The 12,932-nt window shown below is 49.5% G+C and carries 13 protein-coding genes and 1 pseudogene; 5 read left to right on the top strand and 9 right to left on the bottom strand.

Going from position 1 to position 12,932, the window contains the following annotated elements:
• The first annotated feature begins 44 nt into the window (after positions 1 to 44).
• Positions 45 to 680 (top strand): formate dehydrogenase cytochrome b556 subunit, encoded by a 636-nt coding sequence (gene fdoI / locus ATB02_RS22205; RefSeq protein ID WP_105272247.1) that lies wholly within the window; start codon positions 45 to 47, stop codon positions 678 to 680.
• Complete coding sequence (gene fdhE, locus ATB02_RS22210; RefSeq protein ID WP_105272248.1) at positions 677 to 1,606, top strand: formate dehydrogenase accessory protein FdhE; 930 nt, start codon at positions 677 to 679, stop codon at positions 1,604 to 1,606. Before fdoI ends, fdhE begins: the two co-directional genes overlap by 4 nt.
• 214 nt (positions 1,607 to 1,820) lie before the next feature.
• On the opposite strand, the gene ATB02_RS22215 is transcribed toward fdhE, so the two are convergent.
• The 9 genes and pseudogenes from ATB02_RS22215 to yihV form a co-directional block, all read right to left on the bottom strand.
• Positions 1,821 to 2,039, bottom strand: a complete 219-nt coding sequence (locus ATB02_RS22215) for a ribbon-helix-helix domain-containing protein (RefSeq protein ID WP_123059859.1) — start codon at positions 2,037 to 2,039, stop codon at positions 1,821 to 1,823.
• A gap of 694 nt (positions 2,040 to 2,733) precedes the next feature.
• Positions 2,734 to 3,648, bottom strand: coding sequence for a transposase (locus tag ATB02_RS26795; RefSeq protein WP_241957645.1), 915 nt, complete (start codon positions 3,646 to 3,648; stop codon positions 2,734 to 2,736).
• Positions 3,649 to 3,660: 12 nt separating this feature from the next.
• Positions 3,661 to 4,548: pseudogene (locus tag ATB02_RS26800) on the bottom strand (hypothetical protein); the annotation flags it as partial.
• 414 nt (positions 4,549 to 4,962) lie between these two features.
• Complete coding sequence (gene fabY, locus ATB02_RS22230; RefSeq protein WP_001297068.1) at positions 4,963 to 5,904, bottom strand: fatty acid biosynthesis protein FabY; 942 nt, start codon at positions 5,902 to 5,904, stop codon at positions 4,963 to 4,965.
• Between the two features lie 44 nt (positions 5,905 to 5,948).
• Positions 5,949 to 6,386, bottom strand: coding sequence for a D-aminoacyl-tRNA deacylase (gene dtd, locus ATB02_RS22235; RefSeq protein WP_000560978.1), 438 nt, complete (start codon positions 6,384 to 6,386; stop codon positions 5,949 to 5,951).
• Positions 6,383 to 7,255 (bottom strand): virulence factor BrkB family protein, encoded by an 873-nt coding sequence (locus ATB02_RS22240; RefSeq protein ID WP_000920762.1) that lies wholly within the window; start codon positions 7,253 to 7,255, stop codon positions 6,383 to 6,385. Before ATB02_RS22240 ends, dtd begins: the two co-directional genes overlap by 4 nt.
• The gene (yihX, locus tag ATB02_RS22245; protein WP_001315111.1) at positions 7,249 to 7,848 is read right to left on the bottom strand and encodes a glucose-1-phosphatase; all 600 of its coding nucleotides are present in this window, start codon (positions 7,846 to 7,848) and stop codon (positions 7,249 to 7,251) included. The genes ATB02_RS22240 and yihX overlap by 7 nt, the downstream gene beginning before the upstream one ends.
• 98 nt (positions 7,849 to 7,946) lie before the next feature.
• Positions 7,947 to 8,732, bottom strand: a complete 786-nt coding sequence (locus ATB02_RS22250; RefSeq protein WP_000059678.1) for a DeoR/GlpR family DNA-binding transcription regulator — start codon at positions 8,730 to 8,732, stop codon at positions 7,947 to 7,949.
• A gap of 33 nt (positions 8,733 to 8,765) precedes the next feature.
• Positions 8,766 to 9,662: a sulfofructose kinase gene (gene yihV, locus ATB02_RS22255; RefSeq protein ID WP_088542136.1), complete on the bottom strand. Its 897-nt coding sequence runs from the start codon at positions 9,660 to 9,662 to the stop codon at positions 8,766 to 8,768.
• Between the two features lie 167 nt (positions 9,663 to 9,829).
• Here yihV and yihU point away from each other — a divergent pair, with 167 nt between their 5' ends.
• The 3 genes from yihU to yihS are packed head-to-tail and all read left to right on the top strand — an operon-like array spanning position 9,830 to position 12,885.
• Positions 9,830 to 10,726 (top strand): sulfolactaldehyde 3-reductase, encoded by an 897-nt coding sequence (gene yihU, locus ATB02_RS22260; RefSeq protein ID WP_000718879.1) that lies wholly within the window; start codon positions 9,830 to 9,832, stop codon positions 10,724 to 10,726.
• Positions 10,727 to 10,749: 23 nt separating this feature from the next.
• Complete coding sequence (yihT, locus tag ATB02_RS22265; RefSeq protein WP_105272250.1) at positions 10,750 to 11,628, top strand: sulfofructosephosphate aldolase; 879 nt, start codon at positions 10,750 to 10,752, stop codon at positions 11,626 to 11,628.
• A 15-nt stretch (positions 11,629 to 11,643) separates the two neighbouring features.
• Positions 11,644 to 12,885 (top strand): sulfoquinovose isomerase, encoded by a 1,242-nt coding sequence (gene yihS / locus ATB02_RS22270; protein WP_000870914.1) that lies wholly within the window; start codon positions 11,644 to 11,646, stop codon positions 12,883 to 12,885.
• The last annotated feature ends 47 nt before the right edge of the window (positions 12,886 to 12,932 follow it).

Below are 12,932 nucleotides of genomic sequence, written 5' to 3' on the forward strand. Positions count from 1 at the left end.
GAGGAAGAGAATAATCTGCACGAAGAGAAAGACGAGGATCGCAAATGAAACGACGTGACACCATCGTGCGCTACACCGCGCCGGAACGTATCAACCACTGGATCACCGCCTTCTGCTTCATCCTGGCGGCGGTGAGCGGCCTGGGCTTTTTGTTCCCTTCCTTCAACTGGTTGATGCAAATCATGGGCACACCGCAGCTGGCGCGCATTCTGCACCCGTTTATCGGCGTGGTTATGTTTGCCTCGTTCATCATCATGTTTTTCCGTTACTGGCATCACAACCTAATCAATCGGGATGATATCTTTTGGGCGAAGAATATTCGTAAGATCGTCGTCAACGAGGAAGTAGGTGACACCGGGCGTTATAACTTCGGTCAGAAATGCGTTTTCTGGGCGGCGATTATTTTCCTGGTCCTGCTGCTGGTGAGCGGTGTGATTATCTGGCGTCCTTATTTTGCGCCTGCTTTCTCAATCCCGGTGATCCGATTCGCGTTAATGCTGCATTCATTTGCCGCAGTGGCGTTAATTGTGGTTATCATGGTGCATATCTACGCCGCCCTTTGGGTGAAAGGCACGATTACCGCCATGGTGGAAGGATGGGTTACCAGCGCCTGGGCGAAGAAACATCACCCACGCTGGTACCGTGAGGTCCGCAAGACAACGGAAAAGAAAGCTGAATGAGTATTCGCATAATCCCGCAAGATGAGCTGGGTTCGAGCGAGAAACGTACGGCGGATATGATTCCGCCGTTATTGTTCCCTCGGCTCAAAAATTTATACAACCGCCGCGCCGAGCGTCTGCGCGAGCTGGCAGAAAATAATCCGCTGGGTGATTACCTGCGCTTTGCTGCGCTTATCGCCCACGCCCAGGAAGTGGTGCTGTACGACCATCCGCTGGAGATGGATCTGACCGCGCGCATTAAAGAAGCCAGCGCACAAGGCAAGCCACCGCTGGATATTCACGTTTTGTCGCGTGATAAGCACTGGCAAAAGCTGCTGATGGCAATGATTGCTGAGCTGAAACCTGAAATGAGCGGCCCGGCGCTGGCAGTGATTGAGAATCTGGAGAAGGCATCAAGCCAGGAGCTGGAAGATATGGCCAGCGCGCTGTTCGCCTCTGATTTCTCGTCCGTCAGCAGCGATAAAGCGCCGTTTATCTGGGCTGCACTGTCACTCTACTGGGCGCAGATGGCCAATCTGATCCCGGGCAAAGCCCGCGCTGAATACGGCGAGCAACGTCAATATTGCCCGGTTTGTGGTTCTATGCCGGTGTCCAGTATGGTGCAAATTGGCACCACTCAGGGTCTGCGTTACCTGCACTGCAACCTGTGTGAAACTGAATGGCACGTAGTGCGCGTAAAATGCAGCAACTGTGAACAGAGCGGCAAACTGCATTACTGGTCGCTGGATGACGAACAGGCCGCGATTAAAGCCGAAAGCTGCGATGACTGTGGCACTTACCTGAAGATTCTTTATCAGGAAAAAGAACCGAAAGTTGAAGCCGTGGCAGATGACCTCGCCTCTCTGGTACTGGATGCGCGAATGGAGCAAGAAGGCTACGCCCGCAGTTCCATTAACCCGTTCCTGTTTCCGGGTGAAGGGGAGTAATCTCTGACGTTTTCCGGGTGACGCTGGTCGCCCGGATTACAGTTCATAGGGTATGACGATACCTGCTATTCCCGCAAAATCTCTCGTATTTTGCGAGGCGTTTTCCAGATATGATGTAACAGTTGCAGTTATTATAAGTTCAAGTAAAACAGCCTTGTATTAATACCAGAATAAGGGCATCTGTTTTTTATATTCAAGAATGAAAAAATTTTTGTCATTCCTTATGCTCCTGACACTCATCATCAACACCAACTACCTCCTCCCTTTGCCTCCCGCCTTTTGCCTTACGCACCGGGAATTGCTGACGTTCCAGATATTGCTCTACCGCTTCGCGTAAAATTGCAGATCGTGAAACCTTACGCCAGCCCCTAAGCTTGTTCAGCCGTTTAATTGCCTCTTCTGATAAATGAAGAAAAACCGTATTCATCACCATTACCAATACCTTACATATATTACTCATTAATGTATGTGCGAAAATTACGCCGAAAAATCATTTAAAAAAAGCGGATTTTTGCATGCTGTTTTGTTTTTGCGAGACGTTTTCCAGAAATAATAAGAACGTTGCAGTTGTTTCATTTGTTAATCAAAAATGGTTTGGTTATCGCCCAGGATGAGATATGGGTGCTATAAATATATTATATTCAGGGATATTTATTTTTTGATTGGGTCTTCATTTGCATAATCTGAATGGTGTACCCGAAAAACGTCAGCATCCTAACAGCACCAGGATTTAAGGTGAAATTTAACATCCATCACAGACCGGTCAATGCTGCCGCCAACCGGTCTTTACTTGCTCGTCGTTATAATTTTGTGGGTAACAGTTCGGGAAACAAGGAATTCCTTCCGGAACACCCCGGTATCATCCGATAGCATTGACGTCAATCATCAGCGCGACGGTGAGTTTTTTTAATCGAATCATAGGATGGTAACGTTAAGCACGATTACGGGTCATAGTAAAACTCCTGAGCAGGCGGCACTATGCCGCTTTCACAGGAGTTCTGAATGCTGGTGCTTTCTGTATGGCATAACCATGCCCCTCGCGGCTAAGTGCCTGCACACTTCTCTCTTTGTATGTCATTTTTGCAATGCATTGGCCGAATTCTGGTAATTCTAATGAGTTTTACTCTTCAGACTCCCATCCCTACGGTATACGAGTTAGATTCATGAATGAAATCGACATTTTTAAAAAACGAATCTTGTAAAACATCCGTGTTGATATTACCTTGCAACCCAACATTAAATTTGTTAGAGAGATGAAGAACTCGAATATCAAAAAGGTCTTTTAACATCATTAATTCTTCAGCTGTTAATGACTCGCAACTAAAATATCCCTGTTGATCAAAAAGGTTTTCAATTTCTCCATCATAGGCGAGGCGTTTTTCAATGAGTGTTTGCAACATCGAGTTGCCAAGAACAATGGATATCGTGCGATCTTTCGCAGATTTACACCCCATCACAACGGCAACATTCGTATCCCCCTCAGGGGTTTCATTTAACGCTGTTGCTAAAATGGTGGTCAAACACGCAAACGGTACTGTATTTCTTTCGTGGTTTAACTTATCTACCAATTCATTCCATTTATCAAAAACCGGCCGATATTTTGTTTGTACAGAATTACCCATGTGGCTAAATAATCCAGCCATACGATTTTTTATCATCTCGATATCCGGAGAGTCAGAAATACTTTTCGCATAATACGGGCCTGATGATGTTGCATACATTAAAGCAGCGCCCACACCTGTCACCATGATAGGTGCAACCACGGTTTTGGCAAAGGCGACGCTGCGATGGCTATGCGCTTCACAGTCTAAAGGAATATATTCCACTGGCTGCGGTAAATCCTGGCATGCCTCCCTCATCATTGCGGTATGTTTTACAAACAACGGTTTTTCATTGCCAAAAAAAACTTTCTGCTTAATTGCACTAAGAAAACGCAAATCAAAAATGATTGTTTTTGGTTTATTATTTTTTGGCACATTTCCTATTATCCCGCTAAGAACCTTCCTTGCTGCATGGAGATTTTTTTGCACAGCACATAACACAATTGACGAAGCCTTCTCTACTTCGTTATTGATTTTAATTTTAAAATCTGCCCGATATACGTTGACGGGCAATGTAAGTATATCTGGACTTACATCTTTGGCTGAGTATTTATTGGTGATCGACGGTCGTGAATCCACGAGAAAACTTAGCTGCAAATTATGCTCTATATTATCAGCTGTTTTTGTGGTGTGGTTAAACATAGAGATGCCACCTCTCATTCTTTCACACATATCCTCAACTTTTTCACTTCGTTCTTGTGGCAATTTGGCTTTAACGTTAATTTGATGATTTTTACCGGTGCATTCCTTTACTACAAGAGGAACGTTATCTAAAGTGCCATATAGGCTAATAACGTCACCAGAGTTTTTATCATGTAAGTAAGTTTGATTAATACTCGAGGCATTCACAAAGAGGTCAATATTATAACTGTTTATAACTTCACCTACATCAAATGTGTAGTGCTTACTCTGGAGGCTGCCATCCTTATTTAATTGTATATCAATCAATATATCCCCTGACTTTGTCACCATATCTTTGCCATAAACCATTTGCATAGCCATTTCGAGGAGGTTTTTATCTAACTGATTGCGGGCGTTGAGTAAGCGACTACCAAATAATTTATATACTGTTCCCGTCATTGCCAGCGCTGCGCTTTCTGGTACTTTGCGTTTCCACAGTGAGGTTTCTCTATTTTTGAACAGGTCATATTCATTATTACTCGACAACCCGAGTTTCAGTTCGTTAACACAATCGCACAGTTGCTCCTCACCTTCCATTTTAAGGCAAAGTGAAAAATGATTTAATAGCGTTTGCTTCGGTGATTCATTACTCGTTAGTTGTTTTTCTAAATTAACAATAGAATAACTTTCTTGTTTAATGAGATTAATATTGGCAACCATTACAGCCTCCTTCCCACGGTTTAAGAGCAAACATGCAACATAATTATTTATAACATCCAGAGCAGTAAATGAATGATACTGACAATGATGCCAGTCCATTATCTTTGCATAATGTTTGTTAGCTATAGATTTTAAAAATATTTATGAGAAAAGTATGGCACCAGAGGGGGTTTTGGCTATCAAAAATCGCTCAAACCTGAAGTAAGATGATGAATTAAGCATTATCGGCGATAATTGCCACTCACCTCTACAAATAATATTTAAATGCTCCTGAACAGTGATGTAGCAAGACACGTATGGTGCCAACGAAGAATAAAAATTTATAGCGTTCTTATTCAATATAACCGGAATAGTCAGGGGCTGATGTAAATGACCTGAATGAGTGAGAGAGGCTACACCGCCCCTCTCCATCAGCTACTCTTCTTCGTTCCCGCCCTCTTCATACGGGCCAAATGGCTTCGCGGGGAGAACGATATACGTACCTTCAAACACTGCACCCGGCGTCTCGTCGCCAAAGATTTCGACCTGCATCTGCACCCGTGCTTTTCGTCCGCGCGCCAGACGGTCGAGATCGCCACTTAAGGCACCGAGGTCGGCTACCGCATGAGGTTTGCCGCTAATCGGCTTGCTGTAGCGGATATGCGCATCCGCCAGAATAATCGTTCCGCCGAGGTGGCGTTCACGCAGCATCAGCCAGATAAGCCCCCAACCGGTAAGCGTTGCCAGTGAGAATAAACTCCCGGCAAACAGCGTGTGGTGCGGATTCTGATTGCCGGTTTCCGGCATGGTGGTGATAAATTTTTGCCCGGTATATTGCTGAATGCGCACGCCCATTTTTTCGCTTAGCGGGATATGTTCGTACCACGCCTGTTGCAGCTGCGCGCACCAGTCGCCGCGATGCAGAATGTCATCCAGAGTGGCGACAGGTTTTATCATCAAAAAATGGCGAATCGGCGTGGTGGTTGGCGTGGTGATTTCTCCCTGATTAACAAACCCCAGCTTGGCGAAAAACTCCACCGCGTCTTCGCGGGCGCTACAGGTCACGCGCTTAACACCTTCCTGACGCGCCACCGACTCCAGGGTCATCGCCATCAGCGTTCCTAACCCTTTGTCCTGCACGTCGGGATGAACGGCCATAAAGCGAATGGACGCTTCATTGTCGGCATTAATATACAGTCGGCCTACCGCCACCAGATTACCCTGCTCGTCGACGACCATCTGGTGATGCGCCATCGCATCCCACGCGTCGCGTTCCGAACCTTTCGGTTGATGCAGGGGCTTACGCAACATTTCCCAGCGAAACTGATAGTAACGCTCTAATTCTTCTTCTGTTTGTGGAACCCGAAGGTGATACATAGCGATACTCTCTCTTGTTTCCCGTGACAACCCTGGAAGCTGGCTCATACCTGCAACCAGAATGTTACGGGGCCATCATTGACCAGCGATACCTGCATATCCGCAGCGAAGCGTCCTGTTTGCGTGTTCATCTCTTGCTGACGGCAGCGTTCGACGAAATAGTCATATAACGCCTCTGCGCGATCCGGTGATGCGCCTTTGGAGAAACTTGGGCGCATCCCCCGTTCGGTATCTGCGGCGAGGGTAAACTGGGAAACCACCAGCACACTGCCGCCCGCCTGTTGCACGTTGAGATTCATCTTGCCATCGGCATCGCTGAAGATGCGATAGCCAAGCACACGCTCGCACAGACGGTTTGCTTTCTGTTCGTCGTCATCCTTTTCGACACCCAATAACACCAAAAGTCCCGCGCCAATTTCGCCCGTCACTTCTCCCTCCACGGTGACGCTGGCACGGGTTACGCGTTGAATTAATGCAATCATGGTTCGTCGTCTTCTTCTTGTTCAGCTGCTTGTTTTAGTTTGCGGTATTCCCCGAGAGTGACAGTAATTTCCGCGCCAAGCAAGACGATACACCACGTCCAGTAGACCCAGACGAAGAGAATGGGGATCACCGCCAGCACACCGTAAATGAGCTGATATGAGGGGAACATGGTGATATAAAGCGCGAAACCTTTCTTTCCTGCTTCGAACAGGAGAGCGGCGACAAACGCGCCGACAATCGCGTCGCGATTAGGTACGCGGATAGTAGGAACAATGCTGTAGAGCAACCAAAAGGAGATCCACGACAACAACAGCGGAAAAATACGCAGCACATTGTCAATGACAGTATTGAGATCGCTTGCCCAACGCAGAGAGAGCAGATAGGAGCTGATCGCCAGACTGGCCCCTGCCAGCAGCGGCCCCAGCGTTAAAATCATCCAGTACACGGCAAACGAGTAAATTTTTGGTCGCGCTCGTTTACTGCGCCAGATGGTATTCAACGCGCTATCGATGGAGTACATCAGCAATAATGCTGTGACGATCAGCCCACACGCCCCAACGGCGGTCATCTTGTTGGAATTGGCAACAAATTGTTCGATGTATCGCTGAATAACATCGCCAGTTGCGGGCAGAAAGTTGGCAAAAATGAAGTGACGCAACTGAATACTGACGTCGGAAAACATGGGAAAAGCGGCGAAAAGCGCAAAAACAACGGCAACCAGCGGCACAAGAGAGAGCAACGACACATAGGCAAGATTACCTGCCAGGGTTGTCATGTTGTCCTCATCAATGCGTTGCCAGAGTAGTTTTAGCCAGGCCCATAGTGGACGGGTACGGTGCCTGGCTTTGTCCTGAATGGTTTTTAGCATAACACCTTCGCGAAATAGTCCGGGATGGTGGTTTTATCTTTCACCAGAATGCTGGTAATGCCTAGCTGATTAGCTCCTTCTATATTATCGGCGTTATCGTCGAAAAAGACCGTATCGCTGGGTGAAAAACCTTCCGCCTGCAAAACATGCTGGTAAATTCGTGCTTCAGGTTTGCGCATCCCCAGATCTTGCGACAGATAGATATGGTCAGCAGCATCACGAATTTCCGGGTATTCCTCCGGCCAGAAGGTGGTATGTAGGCGGTTAGTATTGGAAAGCACCACCACACGATGACCCTGCTCACGCAGTTTATGCATGATGGCGATCACTTCCGGGCGCAGCGCGACAAACACCGCCTGCCAACCGTGGGAGAACTGCTCATAGCTTAGCGGCAGGGCCATCTCATGACACAGTGCCTCTGCAAACGCTTCGTCGCTAATTTCCCCGCGCTCATGCTGATGAAACGCCTCGCCCATGTGGAAACTCTTCTTAAGCGTAGCCAGGGGAACCCGCGTTAAATCGCTCCAGGCTCCCAGCACGCGGTTAAAGTCGATATCGACAATCACATTACCTAAATCAAAGATATAGAGCATTTTTGCCTCCTTTCGCGCCACAAGAAATTAACTGTAGCGGGAAAGGATGGGTTTGGCTATGTGGTCAGCTATGAAGCAAGGTCAACGGTCACAAAATTCTACGCGTCTTCCTGGGGAAGGATGATTTCAATTTGGCTGTCTTGTAAACGTGATTTTAGCGCAGCGGGCGGCAGCTCGTCGGTAAAGAGCGCAGTGACCTGTGCCACATTACCAATTTCAACCGCCGCCGAAGCATGATACTTAGTGTGATCGGCGACCAGCAGAATATTTCTCGCGTGCGCCATCATCGTTTTCACCACGTTAGCTTCGTTAACATCAAACTCCATCAACGCGCCATCGCTCTCAATCGCCCCAACGCTTGTTACCAGATAATCAGCCCGAAAATCGGCCACAAAGGAAGCCGCTGAAGGGCCAATGATCCCGCTATTATGAGAGCGCAACGTACCGCCGGGCACCATCACTTCAAAGCGCGGGTTGTGGTACAGAATATGCGCCACACGCAGGCTGTTCGTGATTATCCGCAAATGATTATGGTTAAGTAACGCCCGGGCGACATGTTCGACAGTCGTACCGATGGTGATAAATATTGTCGATCCATCAGGAATATAGTCTGCCACCGCTTCGGCAATCGCTTTTTTCTCTTCAGTTTGCGAAACCTCACGCTGTTCGAACGCCGTATTAACGACGCTGGAGGCCCGACCCGCGCCACCGTGATGGCGCGTGATCAGCCCTTGCTCGCTTAATTTACGAATATCCCGGCGGACCGTCTGCGTGGAAACATCCAGCAGATTTGCCAGCTCATCAATATTCATATACCCACGCTCGGCGATCAGCATGAGGAGTTGGTCGTGCCGCGGGTTACCGGTTAGTTCGGTAAGGCTCATGAAAATTCCTCGAAAAACCATCACCCTGGCATTTTATACAAAAAGTGACAAAAAAGATCGGGTTTGATCACAGTCAGGGATCCCGGCACGCCCACCGGGACGCGTGCATTTTAACGCCGCCACACCGCTGGCAAAGCGGACGGAATCCGCTAAATCTCCACCTGTTGCCAGCGCCACCGCCAATGCGCCGTGAAAAACATCGCCCGCACCGGTAGTATCTACCACATCAACTTTGAAAGCTGGCTGATGCTGTCGCCCGCCATTCTCCAGCCAGTCACAGCCTGCACTGCCCTGAGTAACATAGACATGTCCATTTGTGAGCGTTTGTGCCTGTTTTAGGGCACTCGCCATCTCTTTCACGCCCGTTAGCCGCGCCAGACCCGGTTCTGAAAAAGCAGCATGATCGCTTAACGCCACCAGCTCACTGATATCCTGCGGCGTAATATCACCGTCCAGCACGGTCATCACGCCCACCTGCCGCGCCAGAGTGAAGGCTTTTTTTGCGCCGTCGTGCCAGCGTACATCTGCCAGCACCACGTCCCACTGAGAGAAATCAATTTCCTCCAACCACTCTGCGTCAGGCAGCAGGTCCGGGCTGGGATAGTTAATGATGATTCGCTCGCCTTTGGCATCCACCATGATGGCGGATTGCGAAGATTTCGCCTGGTTATACCGCTTGGTGTAACGGGTGTTAACGCCCCAGGATTCCAGCTCTGCCAGCAGGCTGTTTCCCGTGTCGTCGTCACCGACGCGACCAATAAAATCGACCTGCGCACCCAGTCTGGCCGCCGCAACTGCTGCTGTAGCCGCTGGCCCGCCGCCAACTTCCGTATAATTTTTCGCCACGTATTTACCGCTCTCCGTCGGCAACCCTTCCACGTAATAGATGCGATCCATCACGGTAATTCCTACACAAGCAACACGAATCATGGTCATTCCTTAAGCATTTTGGGATGCGTTCATTTTAATTTCACCAATTGTTTAAAAAGTGACGGCTGTCAATTTTTTGACGATAAATTACAAATACGATCAAAAACAGACAAGCAAGGCATGTCATAAATGACAAAAAGTGACATCACTGTATTCAGGAGAGGGTTATGGCAGCAATCGCGTTTATCGGTTTAGGACAAATGGGTTCGCCAATGGCGAGCAATTTATTGCAGCAAGGGCATCAACTTTGCGTCTTCGATGTGAATGCCGAAGCCGTACAGCATCTGGTAGACAAAGGGGCGACTCCCGCTGCTAACCCAGCGCAGGCCGCTAAAGATGCCGAATTTATCATTACCATGTTGCCGAATGGCGATCTGGTGCGCAGCGTGTTGTTCGGTGAAAACGGCATTTGCGAAAGCTTATCTACCGATGCGCTGGTCATTGATATGTCGACCATCCATCCGCTGCAAACCGATAAATTGATTGCCGATATGCAAGCCAAAGGCTTCAGCATGATGGATGTTCCGGTTGGCCGTACTTCCGCAAATGCCATTACCGGTACTCTGCTCCTGTTGGCTGGCGGCACTGCTGAACAAGTTGAACGCGCCACGCCGATCCTGATGGCGATGGGCAGCGAGTTGATCAACGCGGGCGGTCCGGGCATGGGGATCCGCGTTAAGCTTATCAACAACTACATGAGCATCGCGCTCAATGCGTTGTCGGCAGAAGCCGCCGTTTTGTGCGAAGCCCTGAATCTTCCCTTCGATGTTGCCGTCAAGGTAATGAGCGGTACTGCCGCCGGTAAAGGCCACTTCACCACTTCCTGGCCGAACAAAGTCCTCAGTGGAGATCTTTCTCCCGCCTTCATGATCGATCTTGCCCATAAGGATCTTGGCATCGCCCTCGATGTTGCCAACCAGTTGCATGTGCCGATGCCGCTGGGGGCCGCCTCACGGGAGGTTTATAGCCAGGCGCGCGCAGCAGGTCGCGGTCGCCAGGACTGGTCCGCCATTCTGGAGCAGGTCCGTGTCAGTGCCGGGATGACTGCCAAAGTAAAAATGTAACGACTGGATAAAGGAATAAATGAATGAATAAGTACACCATCAACGACATTACGCGCGCATCGGGCGGTTTTGCCATGCTGGCAGTCGATCAGCGCGAAGCCATGCGCATGATGTTTGCCGCGGCTGGCGCACCCGCTCCAGTAGCCGATAGCGTTTTAACTGATTTCAAAGTTAACGCCGCGAAGACGCTTTCACCTTATGCATCGGCGATTCTGGTAGATCAACAATTCTGCTACCGCCAGGTGGTTGAGCAAAACGCGATTGCCAAAAGTTGCGCCATGATTGTCGCCGCCGATGAGTTCATCCCTGGCAACGGTATTCCGGTAGATAGCGTAGTCATTGACCGCAAAATCAACCCGCTACAAATCAAACAAGACGGCGGTAAAGCCTTAAAACTGCTGGTGCTGTGGCGTAGCGATGAAGATGCGCAGCAACGCCTGAATATGGTGAAAGAGTTCAACGAACTGTGCCATTCAAACGGTCTGGTGAGCATCATTGAGCCGGTTGTTCGCCCGCCGCGTCGTGGCGATAAATTCGATCGCGAACAAGCGATCATCGATGCCGCTAAAGAGCTGGGCGACAGTGGCGCTGACCTCTACAAAGTTGAAATGCCGCTTTATGGCAAAGGTCCGCAACAAGAGCTTCTCAGTGCTTCACAACGTCTGAATGACCATATCAATATGCCGTGGGTGATCCTCTCATCCGGCGTCGACGAAAAACTGTTCCCGCGTGCCGTACGCGTGGCAATGACAGCGGGTGCATCGGGCTTCCTGGCTGGTCGTGCCGTCTGGGCATCGGTTGTCGGTTTACCGGACAACGAACTGATGCTGCGTGACGTTTGCGCACCGAAATTACAACAACTTGGCGATATCGTCGACGAAATGATGGCTAAACGCCGTTAACATGAGGATACAAAAATGAAATGGTTTAACACCTTAAGTCACAACCGTTGGCTGGAACAGGAAACCGATCGCATCTTTGATTTTGGTAAAAATTCCGTAGTACCGACTGGCTTTGGCTGGTTAGGCAATAAAGGGCAAATCAAAGAAGAGATGGGCACCCATCTGTGGATCACCGCCCGTATGTTGCACGTGTATTCCGTTGCTGCGGCGATGGGTCGACCTGGCGCTTACTCGTTGGTTGATCATGGTATCAAAGCCATGAACGGCGCACTGCGCGATAAAAAATATGGCGGCTGGTATGCCTGTGTCAATGACGAGGGCGTGGTGGATGCCTCCAAACAGGGCTATCAACACTTCTTTGCCCTGCTGGGTGCCGCCAGTGCCGTCACAACGGGTCACCCGGAAGCGCGTAAGCTGCTCGATTACACCATTGAAATTATCGAGAAATACTTCTGGAGCGAAGAAGAGCAGATGTGCCTGGAATCCTGGGACGAAGCCTTCAGCAAAACCGAAGAGTACCGCGGCGGCAATGCCAATATGCACGCGGTGGAAGCTTTCTTGATTGTTTATGACGTAACGCATGACAAAAAATGGCTGGATCGCGCGATTCGCGTGGCTTCCGTCATTATCCACGACGTCGCCAGAAATAATCATTATCGCGTTAACGAGCACTTCGATACCCAGTGGAATCCGCTGCCAGATTACAACAAAGATAACCCGGCGCACCGCTTCCGCGCATTCGGAGGCACGCCGGGCCACTGGATCGAATGGGGCCGTTTAATGCTGCACATTCACGCGGCCCTGGAAGCCCGTTGCGAACAACCGCCAGCATGGCTGCTAGAAGATGCCAAAGGTCTGTTCAACGCTACCGTGCGTGATGCCTGGGCACCCGATGGCGCGGACGGGATTGTTTATACCGTTGACTGGGAAGGAAAACCGGTGGTCCGCGAACGTGTGCGTTGGCCTATCGTCGAAGCGATGGGTACGGCCTACGCGCTCTACACCGTCACTGGCGATCGCCAGTACGAAACCTGGTATCAGACATGGTGGGACTACTGCATTAAGTACCTGATGGACTACGAAAACGGTTCCTGGTGGCAGGAGCTGGATGCGGACAACAAGGTCACCACCAAAGTCTGGGATGGTAAACAGGATATTTACCACCTGCTGCATTGCCTGGTGATCCCGCGTATCCCGTTAGCACCAGGCCTGGCTCCGGCAGTTGCGGCGGGTCTGCTGGACGTGAATGCCAAATAACTGACTGAAAACCCTAACCCTCTCCCCAAAGGGGAGAGGGGACCGCC

This window comes from Escherichia sp. MOD1-EC5189 (genome assembly GCF_002966045.1).
GTDB lineage: Bacteria > Pseudomonadota > Gammaproteobacteria > Enterobacterales > Enterobacteriaceae > Escherichia > Escherichia coli_F.